Source organism: Neoroseomonas lacus (assembly GCF_014644535.1).
In the GTDB taxonomy this organism is placed as follows: domain Bacteria; phylum Pseudomonadota; class Alphaproteobacteria; order Acetobacterales; family Acetobacteraceae; genus Neoroseomonas; species Neoroseomonas lacus.
Map to the genome: position 1 here is coordinate 14,205 of NZ_BMKW01000002.1, position 24,380 is coordinate 38,584.

At 70.3% G+C, this 24,380-nt stretch carries 21 protein-coding genes; 12 read left to right on the forward strand and 9 right to left on the reverse strand.

Annotated features, from left to right (window positions below; genetic code table 11):
• The first annotated feature begins 1 nt into the window (after window position 1).
• From IEY36_RS03415 to IEY36_RS03445, 7 genes are all read left to right on the forward strand, one after another.
• Window positions 2-451 carry a 23S rRNA (pseudouridine(1915)-N(3))-methyltransferase RlmH gene (locus IEY36_RS03415; protein ID WP_188966080.1) on the forward strand — a complete coding sequence of 150 codons (450 nt, stop codon included), beginning with the start codon at window positions 2-4 and terminating at the stop codon, window positions 449-451.
• 47 nt (window positions 452-498) lie between these two features.
• Window positions 499-1,176, forward strand: a complete 678-nt coding sequence (locus IEY36_RS03420; RefSeq protein ID WP_188965543.1) for an NnrU family protein — start codon at window positions 499-501, stop codon at window positions 1,174-1,176.
• A 65-nt stretch (window positions 1,177-1,241) separates the two neighbouring features.
• Window positions 1,242-2,801 carry a 2,3-bisphosphoglycerate-independent phosphoglycerate mutase gene (gene gpmI, locus IEY36_RS03425; RefSeq protein ID WP_229681084.1) on the forward strand — a complete coding sequence of 520 codons (1,560 nt, stop codon included), beginning with the start codon at window positions 1,242-1,244 and terminating at the stop codon, window positions 2,799-2,801.
• A gap of 364 nt (window positions 2,802-3,165) precedes the next feature.
• The gene (locus IEY36_RS03430; protein WP_188965544.1) at window positions 3,166-4,428 is read left to right on the forward strand and encodes a murein hydrolase activator EnvC family protein; all 1,263 of its coding nucleotides are present in this window, start codon (window positions 3,166-3,168) and stop codon (window positions 4,426-4,428) included.
• A 186-nt stretch (window positions 4,429-4,614) separates the two neighbouring features.
• Window positions 4,615-6,003, forward strand: coding sequence for a S41 family peptidase (locus tag IEY36_RS03435; RefSeq protein WP_188965545.1), 1,389 nt, complete (start codon window positions 4,615-4,617; stop codon window positions 6,001-6,003).
• A gap of 23 nt (window positions 6,004-6,026) precedes the next feature.
• Window positions 6,027-7,271, forward strand: coding sequence for a divergent polysaccharide deacetylase family protein (locus tag IEY36_RS03440; RefSeq protein WP_188965546.1), 1,245 nt, complete (start codon window positions 6,027-6,029; stop codon window positions 7,269-7,271).
• Entirely contained in the window at window positions 7,268-7,750 is a 483-nt protein-coding gene (locus IEY36_RS03445) for an RNA pyrophosphohydrolase (protein WP_188965547.1), read from the forward strand. Before IEY36_RS03440 ends, IEY36_RS03445 begins: the two co-directional genes overlap by 4 nt.
• A 56-nt stretch (window positions 7,751-7,806) precedes the next feature.
• Here IEY36_RS03445 and IEY36_RS03450 read toward each other — a convergent pair whose 3' ends face one another.
• The 4 genes from IEY36_RS03450 to IEY36_RS03465 all read right to left on the reverse strand — a co-directional run bounded on the left by IEY36_RS03450 (window position 7,807) and on the right by IEY36_RS03465 (window position 11,169).
• A complete protein-coding gene (locus IEY36_RS03450; protein ID WP_188965548.1) occupies window positions 7,807-8,751 on the reverse strand; it encodes a 5-oxoprolinase subunit C family protein in 945 nt (314 codons plus the stop codon).
• A complete protein-coding gene (locus IEY36_RS03455; protein WP_229681086.1) occupies window positions 8,748-9,440 on the reverse strand; it encodes a 5-oxoprolinase subunit B family protein in 693 nt (230 codons plus the stop codon). The genes IEY36_RS03450 and IEY36_RS03455 overlap by 4 nt, the downstream gene beginning before the upstream one ends.
• A 5-nt stretch (window positions 9,441-9,445) precedes the next feature.
• Entirely contained in the window at window positions 9,446-10,222 is a 777-nt protein-coding gene (locus IEY36_RS03460) for a LamB/YcsF family protein (protein ID WP_188965550.1), read from the reverse strand.
• A gap of 515 nt (window positions 10,223-10,737) precedes the next feature.
• Window positions 10,738-11,169, reverse strand: a complete 432-nt coding sequence (locus tag IEY36_RS03465; RefSeq protein ID WP_188965551.1) for a hypothetical protein — start codon at window positions 11,167-11,169, stop codon at window positions 10,738-10,740.
• A gap of 187 nt (window positions 11,170-11,356) precedes the next feature.
• Between IEY36_RS03465 and IEY36_RS03470 the strand changes: the two genes are divergently transcribed.
• From IEY36_RS03470 to IEY36_RS03485, 4 genes are all read left to right on the forward strand, one after another.
• Entirely contained in the window at window positions 11,357-12,895 is a 1,539-nt protein-coding gene (locus IEY36_RS03470) for an acetolactate synthase large subunit (RefSeq protein ID WP_188965552.1), read from the forward strand.
• 423 nt (window positions 12,896-13,318) lie between these two features.
• Window positions 13,319-14,092, forward strand: coding sequence for a short-chain dehydrogenase/reductase (locus IEY36_RS03475; protein ID WP_188965553.1), 774 nt, complete (start codon window positions 13,319-13,321; stop codon window positions 14,090-14,092).
• Window positions 14,093-14,211: 119 nt separating this feature from the next.
• Complete coding sequence (locus IEY36_RS03480; RefSeq protein WP_188965554.1) at window positions 14,212-15,648, forward strand: DUF2252 domain-containing protein; 1,437 nt, start codon at window positions 14,212-14,214, stop codon at window positions 15,646-15,648.
• Between the two features lie 71 nt (window positions 15,649-15,719).
• Window positions 15,720-16,010: a DUF1330 domain-containing protein gene (locus IEY36_RS03485; RefSeq protein WP_188965555.1), complete on the forward strand. Its 291-nt coding sequence runs from the start codon at window positions 15,720-15,722 to the stop codon at window positions 16,008-16,010.
• Window positions 16,011-16,089: 79 nt separating this feature from the next.
• Here IEY36_RS03485 and IEY36_RS03490 read toward each other — a convergent pair whose 3' ends face one another.
• A complete protein-coding gene (locus IEY36_RS03490; protein WP_188965556.1) occupies window positions 16,090-17,040 on the reverse strand; it encodes a tripartite tricarboxylate transporter substrate binding protein in 951 nt (316 codons plus the stop codon).
• 122 nt (window positions 17,041-17,162) lie between these two features.
• Between IEY36_RS03490 and IEY36_RS03495 the strand changes: the two genes are divergently transcribed.
• Window positions 17,163-18,227: an LLM class flavin-dependent oxidoreductase gene (locus IEY36_RS03495; RefSeq protein WP_188965557.1), complete on the forward strand. Its 1,065-nt coding sequence runs from the start codon at window positions 17,163-17,165 to the stop codon at window positions 18,225-18,227.
• A 232-nt stretch (window positions 18,228-18,459) separates the two neighbouring features.
• Here IEY36_RS03495 and IEY36_RS03500 read toward each other — a convergent pair whose 3' ends face one another.
• The 4 genes from IEY36_RS03500 to IEY36_RS03515 all read right to left on the reverse strand — a co-directional run bounded on the left by IEY36_RS03500 (window position 18,460) and on the right by IEY36_RS03515 (window position 24,239).
• Window positions 18,460-20,511 (reverse strand): HWE histidine kinase domain-containing protein, encoded by a 2,052-nt coding sequence (locus tag IEY36_RS03500; protein ID WP_188965558.1) that lies wholly within the window; start codon window positions 20,509-20,511, stop codon window positions 18,460-18,462.
• Window positions 20,512-20,637: 126 nt separating this feature from the next.
• Window positions 20,638-21,657, reverse strand: a complete 1,020-nt coding sequence (locus IEY36_RS03505) for an NADP-dependent oxidoreductase (protein ID WP_188965559.1) — start codon at window positions 21,655-21,657, stop codon at window positions 20,638-20,640.
• Between the two features lie 40 nt (window positions 21,658-21,697).
• On the reverse strand, window positions 21,698-22,558 hold the full coding sequence (locus tag IEY36_RS03510) for a metallophosphoesterase family protein (RefSeq protein ID WP_188965560.1): 861 nt from the start codon (window positions 22,556-22,558) through the stop codon (window positions 21,698-21,700).
• A 136-nt stretch (window positions 22,559-22,694) separates the two neighbouring features.
• Window positions 22,695-24,239 carry an ABC transporter substrate-binding protein gene (locus tag IEY36_RS03515; protein WP_188965561.1) on the reverse strand — a complete coding sequence of 515 codons (1,545 nt, stop codon included), beginning with the start codon at window positions 24,237-24,239 and terminating at the stop codon, window positions 22,695-22,697.
• Between the last annotated feature and the right edge of the window lie 141 nt (window positions 24,240-24,380).

Sequence of the window (24,380 nt, forward strand, 5' to 3'; positions counted from 1 at the left end):
GATCATCGCCGTCGGACGGATGAAGGCGGGGCCGGAGGCGGCGCTCTACGCGCATTACGCCGCCCGGCTGCGCCCCGCGCCTGAGGTGACGGAAATCCCCGAAGCCCGCGGTTCGGCGGGCGAAATCCGCAAGCGCGAAGGGGCGGCCCTGCTGGCCGCCCTGCCCGCCGATGCGGTCGCGGTCGCCCTCGACCTCGGCGGCGAACAGCCCGACAGCGAACGCTTCGCCGCCCTGCTGGCCCGCTGGGAGGAGGCAGGCCGCACGCCCTGCTTCATCATCGGCGGCGCGGAGGGCCTCGACCCCTCAGTCACCGCGCGGGCGGACCACCGCATCGCGCTCGGCCCGCTCACCTGGCCGCATTTCCTGGTGCGCGGGATGCTGGCCGAACAGCTCTACCGCGCCCAGGCGATCCGGCAGAACCACCCGTATCACCGCGCCTGGCGGCCGTAACGCCAGCGTGCTGGACGCGTCGGCGGCGGTGCGGCGATGATATCCGCATGCTGTTCCTCCTCCTCGCCGCGCTGCTCTGGGTCGGTGTGCATGTCGGCATCGCCGGCACCGGGCTGCGCGGGCGCATCGTCGCCAGGACCGGCGAGAAGGGCTTCACCATGGCCTTTTCGCTCGCCTCCTTCGCCCTCATCGCCTTGCTGATCCGCGCCTGGCAGGGGGCCGAGACGGTGCCACTGTGGTTCGCGCCCGCCTGGTTGCGCTGGGTGATCGCGGCGCTGATGCTACCGGTCTTCGTGACCTTCACCTGCTCGCTGGTCGGCAACCCAACGGCCCAGGGCGGTGGGGCGCTGGTCGCCAAGGGGCCGCATGGCATCCAGCGCGTCACGCGGCACCCGATGCTCTGCGCCTTCGTCGCCTGGGCGGCGCTGCACATCCTGGCCAATGGCGATACGGCGGCGACCGTCTTCTTTGGCGCCTTCCTCGTCACCGCACTCGCCGGCATGCCCTCGATCGACGCCAAGATGGCCCGTCGCCACCCCACGACCTGGCCAGGCTTCGCGGCGGCGAGCTCGATCATGCCCTTCGGCGCCATCCTCGGCGGGCGCAACCGCTTCTCCGCCACCGAGATCGGCTGGGTCGCCCCGCTCATCGGCGTCCTGCTCTGGGCGGGGGTGCTGCACGGGCATCGCATGCTGTTCGGCATGCCGGCACTGATACAGGGTTAGGCTCGGTGGCCTTGCGGCTGCGCCACCGCGGGGGCTAATCCGACCCCGAAGCCGAGGAACCCGCCATGCCCGCCAATCGTCCCCGCCCCGTCATGCTCGTCATCCTGGATGGCTGGGGCTGGCGCGTGGACTCGGCCGACAATGCGGTCCGCCAGGCCCGCACGCCCGCCTTCGACCGTCTCTGGGCCGAATGCCCGCACGCCTTCCTGCGCACCTCGGGCGCGGATGTCGGCCTGCCGGACGGGCAGATGGGTAATTCGGAGGTCGGCCACCTGAACATCGGCGCCGGCCGCGTGGTGATGCAGGACCTGCCGCGCATCGGCCGCGCCATTGCCGATGGCTCGATCGCCAAGCTGCCCGCCCTGACCGGCCTGATCGAGAAGCTCAAGGCCTCCGGCGGCACCTGCCACCTGATGGGGTTGCTCTCACCGGGTGGGGTCCATGCGCATCAGGATCATGCGGTGGCGCTGGCGCGCATCATCTCGGGCGCCGGCATCAGGGTCGCCATCCATGCGCTGACTGACGGCCGCGACACTGCCCCCAAGTCGGCGCCGGACTTCTTTGCCCGCTTCGAGGCCGACATCGCGCCCCTGCCCGGCGTGGCCATCGCCACCGTCATCGGCCGGTACTTCGCGATGGACCGCGACAATCGCTGGGAACGCGTCGTCACCGCCTATGACGCCATGGTCTCGGCTGAAGGCGCCCGCGCACCGACCGCCCAGGCCGCCATCGCCGCCGGCCACGCCGCCGGTAAGACCGATGAGTTCATCCCCGCCACCGCGATCGGCAACTATGCCGGCATGCGCGATGGCGACGCCCTGCTGTGCTTCAATTTCCGCGCCGACCGGGTGCGCGAGATCCTCGCCGCGCTGGTCGACCCGACCTTCGACGGCTTCGCCCGCCGCCGCGTGGTCCGCCTCGCCGCCGCCGTCGGCATGACGGAATACAGCACGGCACTGAACGCGCATCTGGCGACGATGTTCGCCGCGCAATCGATGGCGGACATCCTCGGCGCGGTGGTCTCGGCCGCCGGGCTGCGCCAGCTGCGCATGGCCGAGACCGAGAAATACCCACACGTCACCTACTTCCTGAATGGCGGCGAGGAGGTGCCCTATCCGGGCGAGGACCGCACCATGGTCCCCTCCCCCAAGGTCGCGACCTATGACCTGCAGCCGGAGATGTCGGCCCCCGAACTGACCGACAAGGCCGTCGCGGCGATCGGCTCGGGCAGCTACGACCTCATCGTGCTGAACTTCGCCAATGCCGACATGGTCGGCCATACCGGCAGCCTCGCCGCCGCAACCAAGGCCGTCGAGGCGGTCGATGCCGGACTCGGCCGCATTGCCGAGGCCATCCGCGCCACCGGCGGCGCCCTGTTCGTCACCGCCGACCACGGCAATGCCGAACTGATGCGCGACCCTGCGACCGGCGGGCCACACACCGCCCACACCACCAACCCGGTACCGGCCATGCTGCTCGGCGCGCCGGCGGCCAGCCGGCTGGCCGAGGGGCGGCTCGCCGATATCGCGCCGACGCTGCTGGCCCTGCTCGGCATCGCCCAGCCGGCGGCGATGACCGGCGTGTCGCTACTGCGCGACGCGGCGACGGCGGCGGCTGCTGACTAGCGGGCAACCGGAAGGGGCCTCGTCCCCTCCGCACACCTCGCTCCGATGGCCCGAAGGCCCTTGGGCGGCGATCCGTGTTGTCCTTGCCGGCGCCTCATGCTGTGGGCGCGAGCGTTGGAGCGGCCTTTCCCGGTACGCGCAAAGGTTGGACGGGCTTTGCCCCTCCAAGCCACCCCCCCAAAGGCCTAGGGGCCTCTGGACACCAATACTTCGCGCTTGGCGGTGCAGATCGGATCGGCGACGGGCTTCGCTCCCATGCCCATCGCGACCGTTGTTGCCGGAAACACGCCCCCCGCCCAACGCTAGGTATTGGGTTACAGGGGCTCCCCTCGGCATTGCCGCGCAACGCCCATGGGCACGAGTGGTGGGGAGAGGTCCGGAGAGGGGCAAAGCCGCCCTCCCCAGCCACTTCCACGTCCTGCTCCTCCTGCTGCTGCTCGCCGTCCCCGCCGCGGCCCAACCCTCCCGCGAGGCGGTCCAGGACGCCCGCCGCGCCGCCGAGGCCGAACGTGCCGCCGCCGCCGACGCCGCCCGCCTCGCCCGCGAGGCCACCGAGATGGAGCGCGGCCTCGCCCGCCAGCGCGTCGCCATGGCCGAGCGCGTCCAGCAGGCCGATGCCGTGCTCGACATGGCACAGGAGCGCGAGCGCCAGGCGGTCCTCGCCGCCATCGCGGCGCGCGAGGAGGTCGGCCACCGCGCCGCTGCCCTCGCGCCGATGATGCCGGCGATGCGCCGGCTGTCGCTCTGGCCTGCCGAGACGCTGCTTGCGGTGCCCCTGCCGCCGGATGAGGCGCTGCGCGGCGTGCTGGTGCTCCAGGGCATCGCCCGGCAGATCCGCCACGAGCTCGACGCCCTGCGCGCGGCCGATGAGGAAGCCGCCCGCCGCGCCCGCATCGCCGCCGCCGAATCCGCCCTGGTCGCCGCCGCGCAGGAGGAGGCTCGCTCCGCAGCCCGCGCCCTCGATGCCGAGATCGCCGGCGCCCGAATGCGCGAGGCCGATGCCCGCCAAGCCGAGCGCGAGGCCGGACGCCGTGCCCAGGAAGCACTGGCCAGGGCCTCGGACCTCGCCGAGATGCTGACCCGCCTGGAACGCGAGGCCGCCGCCGCCGCGGCACAGGAGCGCCAGGAAGCCGCCGCGCGGGCCCGGACGGAACGAGCGGCCCGGCGCGCCGGCCGGCCATTGCCGGAGCCGCCACCCGCCGCACCGCCCGCCCAGCAAACGGCCGCAGTGGCGACCGGAGCCGCCCGTGTCCAACCGGTAGCCGGCCGCGTGCTGCACGGCTTCGGCGACCAGACGGAAGGCGGCACGGCGCGCGGCCAGACCATCGTCGCGCCGGCCGGAGCACGGGTGGTCAGCCCCTGCGCGGGCCGCGTCGTGTTCAGCGGTCCTTTCCGAAGTTATGGCCTATTGATGATTGTCGACTGCGCGGCAGGCCACCATGTGGTGCTGGCGGGGCTCGGTCGACTCGACACGGCAACCGGGGCCCGGCTGCTCGCCGGCGAACCTGTCGGCGTGGTGGGCGACGGGCAGGGCGGCCGGGGTCGGCTCTACCTGGAATTGCGCCGGGATGGGCATGCGGTGGACCCGCAACCCTGGCTGGCCGGGGCGCGCGGCAGGGGCGGCTGAGGCCCAGTGGCAGAGGCCCAGCGCCCGGCTTGCCAAACGGTAAGAACCGGGGCGGCCGAGCGGTAAGGGCGGTAACAGCAATGTTTCAACGCGGTTTCGGGCTGCACCCGGGGGCGCGTTGGGCTACAGATTGGTCATTCTCGCCGGGCATTTGCTCGCCCCGCGATGCTGAAGGAAGGATTTCGGATGCGGCGCAGGAGCGTGACCTTCGCGGCGGTGGGCGCAGCCTTCGCTGCCGGCGTGGTCGTCGGCCCGATCGTTGGTGCCTGGGCCCAGGATCCCGGTGGCCGGGCGGAAACCTATCGTCTGCTGAACCTGTTCGGCGACGTGTTCGAGCGTGTTCGCGCCGAATATGTCGAGCCGGTCAATGACCGCGACGCGATCGAGAACGCCATCCAGGGCATGCTTTCCGGCCTCGACCCGCATTCCTCCTACATGAACCCGCGCATGTATCGCGACATGCAGGTGCAGACGCGCGGCGAATTCGGTGGCCTCGGCATCGAGGTCACCCAGGAGAACGGCTACATCAAGGTCATCAGCCCGATCGACGACACGCCGGCGGCACGCGCCGGGGTCAAGCCGGGCGACCTGATCACCCATCTCAACGGCAATTCCGTGCAGGGCCTCTCGCTGCAGGACGCCGTCGAGCAGATGCGTGGCGAACGCGGCACCGCGATCCGCATCACCATCCGCCGCGAGGGCACCGACCGGCCGATCGACCTGTCGATCACCCGCGCCGTGATCCGGCCGCAAGTCGTGCGCTTCCGCCTGGAAGGCAACGACATCGGCTATATCCGCCTGACCTCCTTCAACGAGCGGACCGAATCCGGCCTGCGCAACGCCATGACGCAGCTGCGCCAGCAGGCCGGCGGCAACCTGCGCGGCATCGTGCTCGACCTGCGCAACAATCCGGGCGGGCTGCTCGACCAGGCGGTGCAAGTCTCCGACGACTTCCTGAGCCAGGGCGAGATCGTTTCCACCCGCGCCCGCCGGCCTGAGGATGCCCAGCGCTGGAATGCCCGCGCCGGCGACATCGCCGAGGGGCTGCCGGTGGTGGTGCTGATCAATTCCGGCTCGGCGTCGGCCTCCGAGATCGTCGCCGGCGCGCTGCAGGACCATCGCCGCGCCATCATCATGGGCGTGAAGTCCTTCGGCAAAGGCAGCGTGCAGACCGTCATGCCGATTCCGGGCAACGGCGCCATGCGGCTGACCACGGCGCGCTACTACACGCCGTCGGGCCGCTCGATCCAGGGCACCGGCATTGAGCCCGACATCGAGGTTCTCGCCACGCGCGAGGATGCGCAACAGGTCGCCGCCGCCCGGCGCGACCGCGAGGCCGACCTGCGCCGCGCGTTGACCAATGACAACAACACCCCGGGCCATGCGGCGCTGCCGCCGCTCCCACCGCTGAACCTGCCGGCCGGCGTGGTCGACCAGGTGCAGCGCATGCCGGCCGAAGGTGCTGCCGCCTTCGACCCGACCAAGCCTGAAACCGACTTCCAGTTGCAGCAGGCGACGACCCTGCTGCGCACCCTGGCCGCGGTGCCTGCGCCACAGCGCCGCGCCGCGCGCTGACACTGCCCGGGATCGGCCGGCCGATGCGTATGCCCGGCTGGCGCGCCCTGGGGCTGTTCTGGGTTGTCGTACTCGGCGCCGGATTGGGTGGCGGGCTGTGGTTGCAGCATCTCGGCCCGCCCGCGGCGGCGGTGACGGAGGCCGCGGCGCCGGGCGCCAGCCATGGCGCGACCACAGCCGACCCGCCCGGCACGGCCGGCACGCCAGCGGTGGACGGGAATGCCACCGCCGCGGAGACTGCGCCGGCCGTGCAAAGCGCCGAACCACCGCCCGCCACGGAAGCGGCCGAGGCACCAGCCGCAACGCAGGGCGCACCCGCAGCCGACGCCACAGCGCCGGTTGCGTCGGCGGCGGCCGCACCGCCCAGCGCGCCGGAACCACCCCCCCTCGCCGCCGCCAATACCCCGCGCGCCGCCACCCGACCGATCGCCGCGCCCGATCCGGTGCTCCTTGAAGCCAGCCGCCACGGCATGGTGCCACGCGCCGGAGCCGATGGGCGGACCTCAATCCGGGCCTATGGCCGCAGCTTCGACCGCCGCGACACTCGCCCACGCATCGGCATCGTCATCGCCGATATTGGCCTGAACGCCACCCATACCGAGGAAGCCATCCGGCGCCTGCCGCCGGCCGTCGCCCTCGCCCTCTCGCCCTATGCTGCACGGCCCGGCCAGGCCGCCGACCGCGCCCGCGAGCGCGGCATGGAGACGTTGATCTCCCTCCCGCTGGAGCCGGCTGGCTACCCGCTCAACAACCCAGGCGACCAAGCCCTGCTGACCGGGCGTTCGATGGCCGAGAACATGGACCGGTTGCTATGGGTGCTGTCGCGCGCCCAGGGCTATGTCGGCGCGATCGGCGCTATCGGCGGCATGCGCGGCGAGCGCTTCGCCGCGCTGCCCGACGCGATGGCCACGGTGCAGGATGCGCTCCGGCTGCGCGGGTTGCTGTATCTCGACCCACGGCCGGGGGCCCCGCCGCCCTCCAATGCCTGGGGCCGCAGCGTCGATGTCCTGCTCGATGAACCGGCCGGCACGCGCGGCGAGATCGACCGCCGGCTCGCCGAGCTCGAAACCATGGCACGCGACCGCGGCGCGGCACTCGGCCTCGCCGGGGCGGCGACACCGGTGCTGGTGGAGCGCATCGTCGCCTGGGCGACGGGGCTGGAAGCCCGCGGCCTGGTGCTCGCCCCCGTCACCGCCCTAATCCGTCGCCCGGACGGCATCACCGCCGATGCGGCGAGCCCCCCTATCCGTCCCGCGAGCGCACCATGAAGACCCTGCCCTATCGCGACAATGTCGGTGCCGTGCTGTTCAATGCCGCCGGGCTCGTGCTGGTCGCCCGCCGCGCCGACCTGCCCAATGCCGAAGGCGCCCCAGGCGGGTGGCAACTGCCCCAGGGGGGCATGGATCCCGGCGAGGACCCCGCCATCGCGGTGTTCCGCGAAATGGAGGAGGAGATCGGCACCGCCCGCGCCGAAATCCTCGCCGAACATCCGGACTGGATGTTTTATGACCTGCCGCCCGAACTGCTCGGCCGCGCGCTCGGCGGGAAGTACCGCGGACAACGGCAGAAGTGGTTCGCACTGCGCTTCACCGGGGTGGAGTCCGACATCCGGCTCGACCTCGACCCGCATCCGGAATTCGACGCCTGGCGGTGGGCCGGGCTGGACGAACTGCCGGGGCTGGCGGTGGCCTTCAAGCGCGAGATCTATGAGCGGCTGGCGCGGGATTTCGCGCGGTTCGCGGGGTGAGGGAAAGACGGCTGGCACAGCCCAGTCGCAGTAGCCGGACCTGTCGGACGGGCACGTCAGGACTGTCGCAGTGAGGCGAGATACTGCTGCAGCGCGCTGTGGCGTGTCCGCGCCGCGGATACCGCCTGTTCCGCCGACACGGCTCGAAAGGCCACGCTGTCGCGGCTGCGTAGCTGTGCGAAGCCGTCCTGGTCGACCGAGGCGAGCACCGCGATCTTCGGGTAGCCGCCCGTCGTCTGGTGGTCGGCCAGCAGGACGATGGGATCGCCGTGACCAGGCACCTGCATCGAGCCGCGCGGTATGGCCTCCGAGGGCATGTCGAGCGCGCCCACGATGGGCAGCTTCGGCCCCTTCAGCCTGACACCCATGCGGTCGTATTCATTGCTGAGGATGAAGGATTCGGTCAGCAGGCGCCGGATCGTCTCTGGCGCGAAGAAGCGATCCTGCGGCCCAAGGACCACGCGCACCTCCTGCCGCGGCCGCGACGTTACCGGCAAGGCGAGATCGCGCTCGCGGTCAGGACGCCGCTCGGCATCGCGGATCTCGACATGCTGCCCCGGTGCCAGACGCTGGCCGCCGAAATCCGAGAGCACATTGGTCGCGCGGCTTCCGAGCCAGGCGGGGGCGATGATGTCGCCGGCGAAGGCCAGGTAGGTCCAGCTTCCCCAATAACCGGGACGAACCGACAGCAGCGAGCCTTCGCGAAGGCTGAACACGCCCCAGGCACCAACGGGCTTGCCATCGAGGAAGCAGTGGAATCCGCCACCGACGCTCGCGACGGTCACCTCACCCTCGATGCACCGGAGCGCGACGCCGCCGATCGTCGTCTCGATCGCCGCCGCGTCGTCGGGATTGCCAAGCGCCGCCTGTGCGATGGCGAAGGCCTGGCGATCCATCGGCCCGGCCTCGGTCACGCCATAGCGCAGATAGCCGAAGCGGCCGCGATCCTGCACCGTGGTCAGCGGCCCGGCATGCTCGACCAGCAAGACCGCGCGGCTCATAGCGCGCTCTCCAGCGCATCGAACGCGTCGCGCCCGATCCGCCGGAAACGGATCTGGTCGCCCACCTCGAACAGGAACTGGCGTTCGCGGTGGATGCTGACGATCTGCGCGGGCGAACGGCCGATGACCCACCAGCCGGTCGGTGCGATCACCGTGGTGACGAGACACATCGGCCCCGCAACCACCACGCTGCCCGCCGGCATGCCACGCACCGGGTTCGCCTTGCGCGGCAGGCGGATCGCCTCCGGCACGCCACCCAGATAGCCGTATCCCGGCGCGAAGCCGAACATGAAGACGCGGTATTCGCCGGAGAGATGCGCGGCGATCACCGCCTCCTCGCTCATGCCGCAGCGCTGCGCCACATCGGCGAGGTCCGGCGCGAAGGGCTGTTCGTAGCAGACCGGAAGCTCATGAAGCGCGACGCTGGCCTGCCGCGCATGGGGCTCGGCCAGCAGCGCCTTGACATGCGCACGCACCGCGGCGGGCGCAACCGCCAGGGGATCGTACCCGACCAGCAGCGCAGCATAGGACGGGACGCTCTCGGTGAAGCCGTCGAAGGGCCGTGCGCGCAGTGCCGCGTCGAAGGCAAGGACGCGCTCGCTGACCGCGACATCGACCGAATTCCCGAATTCGACCAGCAGCCCCTGGTCGCCAGCCGGACGCAGGCGAGGGAATGGGTCCGCCGGCACCGCCATCAGATCCGTTCGGCCGGCAGGAAGGATTTCAGCGTGACGCCCGCCTGTTCGAGCGCACGGCGCACGCCGCGCGCCATGGCCACGGCGTGGTCGCTGTCACCATGGATGCAGATGGACACAGCATCGAGGGGCACCTCGCCACCATCCACCGTCTTCATGCGGCCCGTCTCGAGGAAGTGCAGCAGCCGCGCGGCGGCCTCCTGCGTGTCTTCGATCATGGCGCCGGGCTGGCCGCGCGCGACGAGCTGGCCCTGCGGCGTATAGCCGCGATCGGCAAAGATCTCGGCGTAGGTCGTGAGCCCGGCGGCGCGCGCCGCGCGTTCGAACTCGCTACCCGGCATGGCCAGCACCGCCAGCCCATCGAAGGCGCGCACCGCGCGCGCGATCGCCTCGGCGACCGTGCGGTCCTCCGCCGCAACATTGCCGAGCGCCCCATGCGGCTTGACATAGCCGACCCGCACGCCGGCCAAGCGGCCAATGCCGATCAACGCGCCGATCTGGGCCGCGACGAAGCGTTCGATCTCGGCCGGCGGATAAGGCAGGCGGCGGCGGCCGAAGCCCTCGCGATCCGGGTATCCGGGATGCGCCCCGATCGTCACACCCCGCTCGCGCGCCTGGGTGAGCGTTCGGAACATCGTCTCAGGATCGCTGGCATGTCCGCCGCAGGCGACGCTCGCGCTGGTGACGATGTCGAGCATCGCCGTGTCGTCACCCATGCGCCAGGGGCCGTAGCCTTCGCCCATGTCCGCGTTGAAGTCGATGATGCGTTCTGACATCGCTTGGCAGTCCTTGTCCGGCGGTGCGGTGGCAGCAGAGTGTGCCTCCATAGGGGCTGGCCGCCGCCGGCGGAAGGGCACGCGACCGGTCCGGCGTCGCGCCTGATGCGCGAAGGAGCGGCACCCAGCCGCCCCGTTGCACCGGCCCGCGCGAAGGATCAGGCAAGCAGGTTCCGCGCATGTCCCCTGTTGAGCCCGGCATCCTTGAAGAGTGCCTTGAATGATGACCGTGGACCTTGGCGGCGAGCCCCCAGGGCCCGCCGCGCGTTCTCGAGGTCATGTGAGCTTCGGTGAGGCACATCGATCCAGAGCGAGGCCCGGATCCGTCCATTGTTGGTGCCCGAACGGTTGCCAGGGCAGCAGGCGGGAGATCGAACCGCCTGGTTACCTTGTCGAAATCACGCGAGTCGGCGGCGCTGTCATGCCCGCGAAGGACGTCGCCGTTCGCAGCACCCTCGAAGCCATGGCAGCAGATTCGCTGAAAGGGGATGCAGAGTTCAGCGCCCCTTCAACCGTCATATCCGCCCGAGCCGCCGCGCGCCCATCAGGAACACGCCCACCCCCAGCCCGAACGCCCCGTTGATGACCACGCTGCGCCACCAGCGATTGGGGTCCATGCCGCCAAGCATCGGCTGCCCCCTGAGGCCCGCCACCACGATGAAGCCCACCAGCACGCAGGCCACGGCGCCGATCGCCAGCCCGACCAGGATCGGCGACCAATCCGGCCGCGCCGCGACGATCGCCGCCGTGGCGATGCCCCACAGCCCGCCCCAGAAGCAGGCGGAGACCAGCGACGGCACACCAAGCGGTGGCAGGGGCCGCAGTTGAAAGGGCGGGTTGGGCAGCGCGCCCAGGGCGTGCAGCAGCCCCACCATCCCCTGGTGGAACACCAGCACGGCAAGCACGCCGACAACGAACCCGACCGGAATGATGCGAACCGCCCTCATGGCCTGCCGCCAGCGATGCGGCGATGGGCACTGGTGGTGGATGCGCGCATGGCGTTCGATCCGCTGAGATGATGCGCGATCATGGAGGCAAGCACGGCCGTCCCGCAATGGACGCGTGCCGGGCCATCTTGCCCCGCCGGCCATCCCCGCGCAGGCTGCGCGCCGCATTGAATTCGGGAGAGACGCGGTGAACGGTGCAGAGAGCCTGGTCCACACACTTCTTGGCTGTGGCGTGGAAGTTTGTTTTGCGAATCCAGGCACGAGCGAGATGCATTTCGTCGCCGCGCTGGACCGCATCCCCGGCATGAAGTGCGTGCTCGGCCTGCAGGAGAACGTCGTCACCGGCATGGCCGACGGCTATTGGCGCATGATGGAAAAGCCGGCGGTCACGCTGCTGCATTGCGGCCCCGGCCTCGCGAACGGGCTGGCCAACCTGCACAATGCGCGGCGCGCGCGCTCGGGCATCGTCAATTGCGTGGGCGACCAGGCGACCTATCACCGCCCCTTCGACGCGCCGCTGACCGCCGATACCGAGGCACTGGCGCGCACCGTCTCGCAATGGATGCGGACCTCGACCAAGGCGACGGATGTCGGTGCCGATGCGGCGGCCGCGGTGCAGGCGGCGCGCACCTCGCCCGGCCAGGTCGCGACGATGATCCTGCCGTCGGACACCTGCTGGGATGAGGGCGGCGTGGTGGCCAAGCCGCTGCCCGTGCCGGTGGCGCAGCAGGCCGACCCGCTGGCGGTGCGCAACGCGGCGCGCATCCTGCGCGAGAAGAAGAACGTGCTGATCCTGCTCGGCGGCACGGCACTGCGCGAGGGCGCGCAGGCGCTGGCCTGGCGCGCGTCCCAGGCGAGCGGGGCGAAGCTGCTGGCCGAGGGCTCGAACGCCCGCGTCCAGCGCGGCCAGGGGCGGCTGCCGCTCGAACGCGTGCCCTATCCGGCCGATGTGGCGATCAACGCGCTGTCCTGGGTCGAGCACGTCATCCTGGTGAATGCCAAGGCGCCGGTCGGCTTCTTCGCCTATCCGGGCAAGCCGTCGAAGCATTACCCGGAGACCGCCGAAGTCCATGTGCTGACGCGCTACGAGCAGGATGCCGAGGCGGCGCTGCGCGCGCTGTGCGAGGAGCTGGGCGCGCCGGCAGCGGCGATGCCCGATGTCGGCGCCCGCCCCGAGCGCGGCCGCGGCGCGCCCACGCCCGAGGGCCTGGCGCGCACGGTGGCCGCGGTGATGCCCGAAGGGGCGATCATCGCCGATGAGAGCGTCTCCTTCGGCCGCGGCTTCTACAGCGAGACCTTCGGCGCGCCGAAGCATGACTGGCTGCACATCACGGGTGGCGCGATCGGCTGCGGCCTGCCGCTCGCCACCGGCGCCGCGATCGGCGGCGGCGGGCGGCGGGTGATCAACCTGCAGGCCGATGGCTCGGCGATGTACACGGTGCAGGCGCTGTGGACCCAGGCGCGCGAGCAACTACCGGTGACGACCGTCATCCTGTCCAACCGCAAGTACCAGATCCTGCTTGGCGAGTATCAGAATGTCGGCGCCAATCCGGGGCGCACGGCGATGGACATGCTCGACCTCGGCAACCCCGACATGGATTGGGTGAAAATCGCCAGCGGGATGGGGGTGGAAGGCGCGCGCGTCACCACGCTCGAACAGGTGGGCGACCTGATGGCGCAGTCCTTCTCCCGGTCGAGGCCGTTCCTGATCGAACTGGTGATCTGAGGCGCATCCTCTCCGTGCCATGGTCGATTGGAGAGGGGCGCCGCCCCTCTCCAATCCTCACCCCGCCAGGGTGCCGGGCATCCTGGACCGCCGGGATTTGCCGCGGAGCATGACCAGGGTTCCCCCTGCCGAGCGTCGGTCGATGTTCAGCGGACGCGACGGCTCCCCGACATGTGCCGCCCCCCGCTGCGCGTGGCGGCGCTGGTTCAGGGCAGATCACCTTCGGACCGCGGCATGCTCGCGAGACCCATCCTGACAGCGGCGTACGAGACCAATGGATGGCATTCCAAAGGGCACGGCCCTTTGGTGGGGTGGTTCGGAGGGGCAAAGCCCCTCTGACCTTAGCGCCGCCGCCCTCCCCCCCTTGCGCCTTCCCACCGGCGCGGGATGCTGTCGGCACGACACACAAGGGGAGGACGCAACATGGACATGCAGCTTCAGGGCAAGACGGTCCTGGTGACCGGCGGATCAAAGGGCATCGGCCTGGCCTGCGCCGAAGCCTTCGCCGCCGAGGGGTGCGACGTCATCCTCGCCTCGCGCGATGCCACGACGCTCGCCACCGCCGCCGACGCGGTGCGCGCGGCGCGCCAGGTGCGCGTCGAGACCTTCGCCGCCGACCTCTCGCTCGATGCCGAGCGCGAGCGGCTGCACGCCGCCTTTCCCGGCATCGATATCCTGGTGAACAATGCCGGCGCCATCCCGTCCGGCCGGCTGCAGGACATCCCGATCGCGCGGTGGAAGCAGGCCTGGGATCTGAAGGTGATGGGCTACATCCACCTGTGCCAGCTCTACCTGCCGGGCATGGAAGCGCGCGGCGCGGGGGCGATCGTCAACATCATCGGCATGGCCGGGCGGGCGCCGCGGGCGGGCTACATCGCCGGTGGCGCGGGCAATGCGGCGCTGATCGCCTTCACCTCGGCGATCGGCGCGGCTGCGCAGGCTTCGGGCGTGAAGGTCGTCGGCATCAACCCTGCGGTGACCAAGACCGAACGCATGATGACCCAGGCGCGCACCAACGCGAAGCTGAAGTTCGGCGATGAGGAACGCTGGGCCGAAACGCTGACCAACCTGCCCTTCGGCCGGCCGATCGAGGCCGCCGAGATCGCCGACCTCGCGGTGTTCCTCGCCTCACCGCGAGGGCATTACGTGAACGGCACCGTGGTCGATGTGGATGGCGGCGGGATGTTCCGCGCCTGACCTACGCCGGCCGCGGCGCCGATTGATCGGCGTCAAGGCGGCGGAACATCGGTCGACGCTTCTATTTCCTGCGCGAAGGGTCCAGCCTTGCGGCGGTCCCCTGGCAGGGAGCGAAGGTCATGACGAAACCCACCAAGATCCGCCTCGTCCCGCCGCCAAAGGAGGCGCCGGCGGGACCGGCGAGCCCCAAGGCCACGGCGAGCCACGATCGGTCAGTCGATGAACGCGTCGAAGCCGGCAAAGCACTGCGCGCCACCATCTCCCGCAGCGCCCATGCGGCCTGGAAGCGCCCGGCGAACCGACCGGACCCAATAGCCCTGCTGCAGGCATCCGATGAGGAGCGCCTGCCAGAACTGGTGCCGATCCGCTATGGGCGGATGCTGCAATCGCCCTTCGCATTCTATCGCGGCGCGGCGGCGGTGATGGCCAGCGACCTCGCGCAGACGCCGAACACGGGGATTCCCGTGCAGGCCTGCGGAGATTGCCACTTGGTGAATTTTGGCGGCTTCGCGACGCCCGAGCGCAATGTGCTGTTCGACATCAATGATTTCGACGAGACCTTGCCCGCCCCGTGGGAATGGGACCTGAAGCGGCTCGCTGCTTCCTTCGTGTTGGCTTCGCGCTCCAACGGGTTGCCTGACAAGGTGGGGCGCGAGGCGGCGGTCGCGACAGCGCGCAGCTACCGCAGGCGGCTGCGGGAATTCGCGCGGATGGCGCCGCTTGACCTGTGGTATGCGCGGGTGACGGCCGAGGATATTGCCCAGCTGATGCCCGCCACCACGCGCACGCGCGTACGAGCGCGGGTCGAGAAGGCGATGAGCGGCAGCAGCGCCGAGTTCGACTTTCCGCGCCTGGCCGGCGTGGTCGGCGGCCGCACCACCATTCGCGACGCGCCGCCGCTGATCTTCCACCCCGATGTCGCGCGCACGCCTGATTTCACGAAGACGCTGGACGAAGTCTTCGCCACTTACCACGATACGCTGTCGGATGACCGGCGCGTTCTACTCGACCGCTATCGCGTAGTGGATGCCGCGATCAAGGTGGTGGGCGTGGGCAGCGTCGGGCGACGGTGCTGGATCGCGCTGTTGATGTCCGCCGCCAACGACCCGCTGTTCCTGCAGTTCAAGGAGGCCGTGCCCTCGGTGCTCGAACCCTATGCGGGCGCCAGCCGTTACGCTCATCACGGCCAGCGGGTGGTGGCCGGGCAACGGCTGACGCAGCCGGCCTCCGACCTCTTCCTCGGCTGGGTCACCGCGCCGAATGGGCGGCAGTTCTATGTGCGCCAATTGCGTGACGCGAAGATCAAGCCGCTGGTCGAGACCTTCGACGAGGAAGTGATGGTGCTCTATGGCAGGATCTGCGGCTGGTCGCTCGCCCGCGCGCATGCCAAGAGCGCCGAGGTTTCCGGCATTGCCGGTTATCTCGGCTCGAGCGACCAGTTCGACGAGGCGATGGGCGATTTCGCGGTCGCCTATGCCGACCAGGCGGAGCGCGACCACGCGGCGCTGAAGGCGGCGGTGCGCAAGGGGACAGTGACGGCGACGATGGATGCCTGATCACGGAAGGCCAGAGCGATTCCGTCCTTGGCGGAACCGTCCTGGCCGCGGATCCTGGGGAGAGTTGGGCGATGAAGGCGTATGTGATCGCGGTCGAGACGGTCCACGACAAGGCGATGTTCGACAGCTACCGCCAGCAGGTGATGCCGACGATCGCCGCCTTCGGCGGCGAGTTCGTGGTGCGCGGCGGCACACTGACGGTGCTCGAAGGTGAATGGCCGCATGTGCGGACGGTGATCATCGCCTTCCCGTCGCGCGCGGCGGCCGAGGACTGGTATGCCTCGCCCGCCTACCAGGCGGTGATCGACCTGCGGCACAAGAGTTCCACCGGCAGCCTGGTCATCGTCGACGGCCCAGCCTGAGCCGGGCAGACACCCAGGTCCGGAGCGCTGCCGACCCTTGGCGGGGCGAGTTGCACAGCGGCGTTGGCGCGCCCAGGCGTTACCGCCGCCAGGGGCTGCTGCGCCACAGCGCGCCGTATTCGCGCGCATTGTCCTCGACGAAGCGCGTCATGGTCGCGCGGTCCATGTGCCGTACGATCAGGAAGTCGCGGTCGGCGAGCGCACGGAATTCCGGGTCGCGCGCGGTCTTCGCCACCGCCTCCTCCCACCGAGCGACGATCGGTGCGGGCGTTGCCGCCGGCAGCGCGAAGCCGCGCGCCGAACCCGCCGCCACATCCACCCCCTGCTCGATCGCGGTCGGCAGATCGGGTGCCTTGTCCCAGCGTTCGCGTTCCATGATGGCGACGACGCGCAGCGTGCCCTGGATATGTGCGCGCACCGTCAGGCTGACGGTCGAGATTGACCCGGCCACATGGCCACCCTGGACGAGTTGCATCGCCTGCCCGGCACCCTGCGTCGGCACCCAGGTGAAGCGCACGCCGGCGGCACGTTCGATCGCCATCATCGCCAGATGCGGCGCGCCGCCGATGCCGGCACCGGCGATGGTGACCGTCTCGGGTTGCGCGCGCGCAGCCTCGACCAGGTCCCGCAGGGATCGGAACGGCGTGTCGGTGCCGACGAAGACTGTATAGGGCTCATCCGTCAGCAGCCCGGCATAGGTAAAGCTGTCGACGCGATAGCGCGGCGTGTTGTCGTACAGCGCTGTCACCAGCGCTGGAAACGACACCAACGCGACATGCCGCCCGTCCGGCGCGGCGGCGGCGACCTCATTCAGCATCAACATCCCGCCCGCGCCGGGCTTGTTGACGACGATGATCTGCGTGCCGCCGCCGAGATGCTTCTCGAGGAACGGCGCCGCCATCCGCGCCGCGAGATCGATGTTCCCGCCTGGCGCGAAGCCGACATAGATCTGCACCGGCCGGTCCTGCGCGCGGGCGGCGAGGGCGGGCAGCGCGAGGCCACCGGCTAGCACGATGCGACGCGTCGTCATCACCAGTCACCCCCGGTTGTGTCAGCAAAGGCTGCATGGCCTGTCCGCCGTGTGCAAGTGCGAAGGTTGCGTGATCGTGCGGTTCCGCTACGCTTTCCCCGCCCCACCGCGGAGATGTCCGGATGCTGCGCTTCAGCAACTTCATGTTCCCGGAAAGCCGCGACCCCGCGCGCGACGCCGATGTGATCGCCGACTGCATCGCCGAGGCGAAGCTGTGCGACGAGCTCGGCGTCGAGGTGCTGTGGCTCGCCGAACACCATTTCGACGGCAACTGCGCCTATGTCGATCCGGTCACCTTCGCCGCCGCGGTGCTCGCCGCGACGAAGCGGATCAAGGTGGGTTTCGCGGTGGCGCAGGTCTCGCTGCATCATCCGATGCGGCTCGCCGAACAGATGTCGCTGCTCGACAACCTCGGACGCGGGCGCGTCATCGTCGGCCTGGGTCGCGGCACCGCCTACAACGTCTATGAATACCAAGGCTACGGCATCCCGCATGAGGAAGCCGCCGAACGCTACGAGGAGGCCGAGGGCATCATGCTCAAGGCCTGGACCAGCCCCGACGGCTTCACGCATGAGGGCAAGCACTGGTCGCTGAAAGTGCCGCGGCTTCGCCCCACGCCCTTCACCCAGCCGCATCCCTATCTGATCCGCTCCGCTTCGTCCGAGGAAGGCGCGTTGCATCTTGCGCGCCGCGGCCTGCCCTTCCTGATGAACGTGCAGTCGAACGAGACGACGGCCAAGCGCCTCGCGCTGTATGGCGCCACCATGGCCGAGGCCGGCTACGACGCCGCGCATGTCGCGCGCTGCCTCGACGAATCCTGGGTATGGCGCAATGTCGTGGTGGCCGCGACGGATGAGGAAGCGCGCCGCATCGGCATCCCCGCCTTCGAGGCGATGCAGGAGCACCGCAAGACGCTGCGCGAGAAGATCTACGCCGAGCAAGGCATCATTATGAAGCACGAGACGGTGCCACCGGCACGCGTCAATCATGAAGCCGCGCTGATCGCCGGCTCGCCCGCGACGGTGGCGGCGAAGATGGCGGAGATCGAAGCGACCGGCGTCGGCGGCGTGATCTGCTCCTTCCGCCTCGGCCCCATGCCGGCGGATGTGGCGGCGGGGTCGATCCGCCTGTTCATGGAGGAGGTGGCGCCGCGCTTCGCCAACACCGTCGCCGCAGCGGCGGAATAGCGTTCCGCCGCGGACGCCAGCCGGACGGATCGCCGGAGGCCGTCTCGACAATCACCGGGGGTGACGTGCGGCAGTCGGTGCCGGTGTGTCAGGCCAGGCTCCCAGTGTCCGTTCGATCAGCCCGGCACAGGCTTGCACAGCCAGCCGTCCCTGTCAGCATCCTGGGATTGGTGCCCTGCGGGCCGGCGGCGGATGCGAGGATACGCCAGATGGCGCATTCCCGAACGGACACTCAGCCCGGCCCCGCCCGTGCGCGCGCCAGCGGCAGGGAGATGTCGCAGGTCAGGCCTTCTTCCGGCCAGCGCCGGTCGACCACCCCGCCAAGCTGGCCCGTCACCGTGGTCTCGATAACGCGCGAACCGACGCCGCGGCGGGTCGGGAAACCCGGTGGCGGACCGTCGGTCTCGGTCCAGCGCATGCGCAACAAGCCGGCGACCTCATCGACCGCCCAGCGAACCGCGACGCGTCCCTCGGGGACCGACAGCGCGCCATGCTTGGCCGCATTGGTCGCCAGTTCATGCAACACCATGCCGAGGGGCTGCACCGCCTCGGAGCGGACGCGGAACGCCGGGCCCTCGAGGTGGAAGCGGCCACCATCGTCGCTGTCCGGCTGGTCGACCGTGCCGAAGGGGGCGAGTTCATCGGTGATCAGCGTGGCGAGCGGCGCGCCGGACCAGCCCTCCGCCGCCAGCAGTGACTGCGCGCGCGCGAGCGCGGCGATGCGACCTTCGACCAGCTGGACGAATTCCGCCGGCGTTGCCGCATGCGTCACGCGCAGGATCGCCTGCACGATGGCGAGCGCGTTGCGGGCGCGGTGGTTCACCTCCTGAGTCAGCAGTTCGCGCCGTTCCTCGGCCGCGTGGCGGTCGGTGATGTCCTGGATGGTGCCGGCCAGGCGCAACGGCTTGCCGGTCTCGGGGTCGGCGCGCACCACGGCGCCCGTACTGTCGAGCCAGCGCCAGCTGCCATCCGCGCGCAGGAAGCGATACTCGACGTGATAGACAGCCTGGCGACCGGCCACCAGGCGGTCCCACGCGTCGAGAACCCGCCGGCGGTCGGCGGGATGGATGCGCGACGACCAGTCATCGACCGGCGTGGTGGCGAGGTCTGGCCGGAACCCAAGGATCGCGATCGAGCGGGGCGAGCGGGTGGACTGGCTGGTGCGAAGCTCGGTCTCCCAGGTGCCGAGTTGGCCGGCATCGACGGCCAGGCGCAGCCGTTCCTCCCCTTCGCGCAGCGAATTGGTGCGCTCGGCGACGCGCTGTTCGAGCCCGTCCAGCGCCGTCTCGAGCGCATCCTGCTGGCGGCGCACCACCAGCGTGAGACCGATCAGCGCAAACAGCGCCGGCAGGCCAACGAACAGCAATGGCACCATCACCTGCTGCCAACGCTCGAGGATGTCGGTGCGGCGGCGGCCGACCGCAACCACCAGATGGGGGAACGCCTCGACGCGGCAGAAGGCGATGGCCACCGGATAGCCGTCGCGTGGCGTGGCGCCCATCAGGCTGCCTTGGCTCGCCCCGGCAGCGAGCAGTTGCATCATCGGACGCTCCGGACCGAAAGGTGGCAACGGCTCGTCGAAGGATGGCTGCCGGGCGAGGATCTGCCCGTCATCGCGGATCAGCGCCACGGAATCGGTCTCGCTGTCCGTATGGCGCGCGAGTGCGATGCCGATCTGGGCCGCGTCGAGCACGAAAATTACCGCCGGACCGGCCGGCGCGCGGCGCCACCCCAGTGCGAGCAGCATATCGGCGGCGGACCGATAGGCGCGGCCCACGGCGACCTGCCCCGGCGGCGTGCGCGACAGGGCTTCCTCGATGTCGCCGCCGGGCGGATCGGCACTCGGGCCGGCATTCAGCCGAACATCGACATGCAGAAGCTGCCGGCCCGAGGCGCCGATGATCACCACGGCGCGCACCAGCGCCTGTTCGCGCACCATGTCGAGAATGCGGTTTCGAAGGGCGGCGCGCCCCTCATCGGAAGGCGGCGCCTCGATCCTGTCGGTATCGACGGTCAGGCGTTCGGCGGTGCGGGCCAGGCTCTCGATGGCCAGCCTCACATAATTCGCATTGACGTCTGCGCCGCGGATCAGATCCCGCTCGGTCTCCGTCCAGGTCAGGTGCCAGGCGCCCCAGGCGCCGGTCCCCAGGATCGCCGCCGGCAACAGCAGCGCCGCCGCCAGTAGGCCCCACAACCGCCACGCGCTGCTCCTTGGCCGGGGCGCCAAGGCGGGCATGCCTTCACGCGAGACGCCGCCATGCGTGGCCGGGTTATCCATGGTCATGCGCTGACGCCGACCGACGGCAAGGCCGGCGCCGGCCGGGCCCCACAATGACACCCCCGCGCTCCGTCACGGGATGCAAGGCGAATGACCGCCATGCGATGGCTCATGCGGTGGCCCGGCGACGCATCAGTCGACCCGGATGATCAGCTTGCCGAAATTGGCGCCCTTCAGCAGGCCGATGAAGGCCTCCGGCGCCTGGCGCAGGCCATCGACCACGTCCTCACGCCAATGCAGCCGGCCCTCGGCGATCCAGCCCTCCATCTGGGTACGGAAACTGCCGTAGCGGGCCCACCCGGTATCGCTGACGATGAAGCCCTGGATGCGCAGCCGCTTCCGCACCACCGGGCCGAGATTGGGCCCCGGCGGCGCGCCCGAGGCATCCGCCCCCGGCGCTTCGTTGTACTGGGCGATCATGCCGCACATCACCATCCGGCCGAAGTCGCGTAGGCGCGGGAAGACAGCGGCCTGCACCTTGCCGCCGACATTCTCCCAATAGACGTCGATGCCCTCGGGCGCCGCGGCATCGAGTTGGGCGTCGAGGTCGCCATGGTGGTCGAGGCAGGCATCGAAGCCCAGTTCCTTGACCACGAAGTCGCATTTCTTCGCCCCGCCGGCGATGCCGATGACCTTGCAGCCGCGGATCTTCGCGATCTGCCCGACCACCTGCCCCACCGCGCCGGAGGCGGCGGAGACGACCACCGTCTCGCCGGGCTTGGGCTGGCCGATATCCTCAAGCCCGCACCAGGCGGTCAGGCCCGGCATGCCGAGCACGCCAAGGCTGCTGGACAGCGGCGGATTGTCGGCCGGCACCTTGAACAGCCGCTCCGGCCCGACGACCGAGAAGCGCTGCCAGCCATAGCCGCCGAGCACGACATCCCCCACTGCGAAGCCCGGCGCGCGGGAAGCGACGACCTCACCGGCCGTCTGGCCTTCCATCACCGCACCGAGTTCGACCGGCTTGGAATATGACTTCGCATCGGACATGCGGCCGCGCATATAGGGGTCGAGCGAGAGGAAGCGCGCGCGCACCAGCACCTGGCCCTCGCCGGGGGTCGGCACCGGCGTCTCGACGATGTCGAAATCCCCGGCCACCGGGGCGCCCACCGGGCGGCGCTTGAGCAGGATCTGGAGGTTGGTCTCGGGCATGGCGTTCTCCGTTCGCACGGAGAATGCCATCCCTGCGTCATCAGGGCGAGCGTGACCAGGGCGGCAGGGTGGTGGTTGTGCCGTTGTTGCGGCTGGTCCAGCCTGACATGTCGATCACAAACATGCGGGCGGGCTCGACGAGACGGTGCGAGGCTCGACCGGGCTCGAGCCACCATTCCAGGTAGCCGGGGCGCGGGAAGCGGTCCCACCGTGCCAGGCCGCGCTGGACATCGACCATCGCCGTGGCCGGCGCCCAGACGATCTCCATGCCGCGATGATGCATGCGCCGATAGGTGTGCAGATGCCCGCAGGCGATGACGCGCACGCCGCCGGCCGCGCAGGCGTCGAGGAACGGGCCACGGGCCGCATGCGGGATGACCGAGGTGGTCGGCGCCGGGTCCGCCGGGTCGTCCATGAAGGGCGGCATGTGCATAAACACCATCACCGGCCGCGGGCCGCGCGTGGCCAGTGCCTCGGCGAGGAAGTCCCGCTGTTCGGCTTCCGCCGGCAGGTCGCTGCCCATCAACGCGGTGTCGAGGCCAACGAGCCGCCAGCCGCCGGCGTCGTGCCGCCACCATTGCGGCCCGACATGGCGCTGCCAGGCCGCCATGCGCGCCGCATCCACCGGCTGATCGAGCCGCGAGAAGGCGGGCGCCTCGCCGATGTCGTGGTTGCCGGGGATGGCGCGCCACGGTACGCCGAGCGCGCGGACCGCCGCCGCGCCATGGGCGAGGTCGGCTTCCGCCTCGGGTCCGTTGAAGGACAGGTCGCCGCCATGCACCAGAAGGTCGGGCGGCGCCGCTGTCATGGCGTCGCGGAAGGCATCCCAGTTCACCCCGAAATAGGCGTGGGTCGCGGAGAGATGCGTGTCGCTGACCTGGACCAGGCGGATCGGCGTCATGGGGTCATCATCCGTTTGAAAAGTCCGGCACCGGCCTACGCACTAGCCCGGCCGCCCACGCCAGTTTCCTGGAAGCGGCGGCCGGACCAGTGCCGGACGCGGAAACGCGCCGCATGGCGTGCTTCCAAAAGGACGCTCAGCCGAAGGCCAGGTTATCGGGGCGCAGGTCTATGAAGTAGAAGGTCGTCGGCCGCCAGCGAACGACACTGCGCACCGCGTAGAATTCCGCCGGCTGGTAGAGCACCGTGCCGGGGGCGGCATCCTCGAACGCATTCAGCATGCGTTCGAACAGCGCCTTCCGCTTTGCCGGGTCGGTCTCGCCTTCCAGCGCCTGGCCGGCGGCGTTGAACTCGGCTGTGGTCGCGAAGGCGCCGGACTTCTGAAACCACGAGGCCGGGCCCCAGGAGACCCACAGCGCGCCGAGCGGGTCGGGCAGCCGCGTCGAGTTGGAGTTGTTGCCGACCTGCTGGCCGTCGGCTCGCATCTGGTTGAAGTTCTCGACCACTTGGAGCCGGGCATTGATGCCGACCGCCTTCCACATCTCGACGATCACCTGCGCCGCGCGCAGCGCGTTGGTGTAGTAGTTCGGCATGGTGCGGTAGGTGATCTCCTGCCCGCTGTAGCCGGCCTCGCGCAGCAGCCGGCGCGCTGCTTCGGGGTCGTAGCGCAGCGCGCGGCCCTGCAGGAACATCTGGCCATATTCGGGGTAGTTGTGGCCGGGCGGCACCACCGCCTTGCCGTCCCACAGCGTGTCGATCAGCAATTGCCGGTCGATGGCCAGGCCAAGCGCCTGGCGGATGCGCTTGTCCCCCATCTGCGGGCCGCGCTCGTCGAAGGTCAACACATGGACATTGGCGAGCACCACGTTGCGCACATCGATGCCCGCGGCGCCGCGCAGCGTCACCGCCTGGTCCGGCGTGACGTTGGTGATGAGGTCAACGTCGCCCGATTGCAGCGCGGCGACGCGGGCGGCGAGTTCCGGCACCTGGCGGAACTCGACGCCGCGCGCGGTGGGGCGGCCCATGAAGTAGTCGTCATGCGCGTCGAGCGCGATGAGCTGGTCGCGTTGCAGGCGCTTCAATTTATACGGGCCGGTGCCGACGGGATCGAGCGCGAAGCCCTCGAAGCCGCGTTCCTCATAGGCGCGCTTGTTGACGATCCAGGACGCCCAGGAAGCGAGGCGCTGTTCCAGCAGCACATCCGGCACGCGGGTGCGGAAGCGGACGGTGCGCGCATCGAGCGCCTCGACCGAGGCGAGCGTCGCGAAATAGGAGCGCGCCTCGGGCATCAGCGGCCGCTCGCCGAACATGCGCGGTGCGGTGAAGGTATAGACCACGTCCTCGGCGGTCAGCAGGTCGCCATTGTGGAAGCGCACGCCCTCGCGCAGGCGCACCACCAGCTCCTGCGGGCCGGCGCGTTCCCAGGCTTCGGCGAGGTGCGGCTTGAGCTCGGAGCCGCCGCCATCGGGCGCGCCGAGGAAGTCGCGCCGGATCAGCGTATCGAACATGGAATAGGTGGTGCGGGTGCCGACATTGGAGAGCTCCTTCGCCGGTTCCAGCGTCGGCGGCAGTTCCGGCACCGCGATGCGCAGCAGCGGGCGCGCGCCGGCCTGGGCAGCGGCTTCCTGCGCGAGAGGGATGGCGAGGCTCGCGCCGATCAGGCCGCGTCGGGTCAGGGTCATGGCCGGTCTCCGTGTTTCGCGGGCCGCCTTGCCAGACGCAGATGATCCCCGCGCGACAATCCTGTTGCGATCGGATGACGATGGGGCGCTGACACGGGCGCCATCCCGTCGCAGTCTGCGCGCCCGTCAGAGACGTCCGGC

Bases quoted from the DNA above. Each gene is read 5' to 3' on its own strand.
- IEY36_RS03420 (WP_188965543.1), top strand. From the start codon at position 499: ATGCTGTTCCTCCTCCTCGCCGCGCTGCTCTGGGTCGGTGTGCATGTC.
- gpmI (WP_229681084.1), top strand. From the start codon at position 1,242: ATGCCCGCCAATCGTCCCCGCCCCGTCATGCTCGTCATCCTGGATGGC.
- IEY36_RS03435 (WP_188965545.1), top strand. From the start codon at position 4,615: ATGCGGCGCAGGAGCGTGACCTTCGCGGCGGTGGGCGCAGCCTTCGCT.
- IEY36_RS03440 (WP_188965546.1), top strand. From the start codon at position 6,027: ATGCGTATGCCCGGCTGGCGCGCCCTGGGGCTGTTCTGGGTTGTCGTA.
- IEY36_RS03445 (WP_188965547.1), top strand. From the start codon at position 7,268: ATGAAGACCCTGCCCTATCGCGACAATGTCGGTGCCGTGCTGTTCAAT.
- IEY36_RS03450 (WP_188965548.1), bottom strand. From the start codon at position 8,751: ATGAGCCGCGCGGTCTTGCTGGTCGAGCATGCCGGGCCGCTGACCACG.
- IEY36_RS03460 (WP_188965550.1), bottom strand. From the start codon at position 10,222: ATGTCAGAACGCATCATCGACTTCAACGCGGACATGGGCGAAGGCTAC.
- IEY36_RS03465 (WP_188965551.1), bottom strand. From the start codon at position 11,169: ATGAGGGCGGTTCGCATCATTCCGGTCGGGTTCGTTGTCGGCGTGCTT.
- IEY36_RS03475 (WP_188965553.1), top strand. From the start codon at position 13,319: ATGGACATGCAGCTTCAGGGCAAGACGGTCCTGGTGACCGGCGGATCA.
- IEY36_RS03480 (WP_188965554.1), top strand. From the start codon at position 14,212: ATGACGAAACCCACCAAGATCCGCCTCGTCCCGCCGCCAAAGGAGGCG.
- IEY36_RS03485 (WP_188965555.1), top strand. From the start codon at position 15,720: ATGAAGGCGTATGTGATCGCGGTCGAGACGGTCCACGACAAGGCGATG.
- IEY36_RS03490 (WP_188965556.1), bottom strand. From the start codon at position 17,040: ATGACGACGCGTCGCATCGTGCTAGCCGGTGGCCTCGCGCTGCCCGCC.
- IEY36_RS03495 (WP_188965557.1), top strand. From the start codon at position 17,163: ATGCTGCGCTTCAGCAACTTCATGTTCCCGGAAAGCCGCGACCCCGCG.
- IEY36_RS03500 (WP_188965558.1), bottom strand. From the start codon at position 20,511: ATGACCATGGATAACCCGGCCACGCATGGCGGCGTCTCGCGTGAAGGC.
- IEY36_RS03505 (WP_188965559.1), bottom strand. From the start codon at position 21,657: ATGCCCGAGACCAACCTCCAGATCCTGCTCAAGCGCCGCCCGGTGGGC.
- IEY36_RS03510 (WP_188965560.1), bottom strand. From the start codon at position 22,558: ATGACGCCGATCCGCCTGGTCCAGGTCAGCGACACGCATCTCTCCGCG.
- IEY36_RS03515 (WP_188965561.1), bottom strand. From the start codon at position 24,239: ATGACCCTGACCCGACGCGGCCTGATCGGCGCGAGCCTCGCCATCCCT.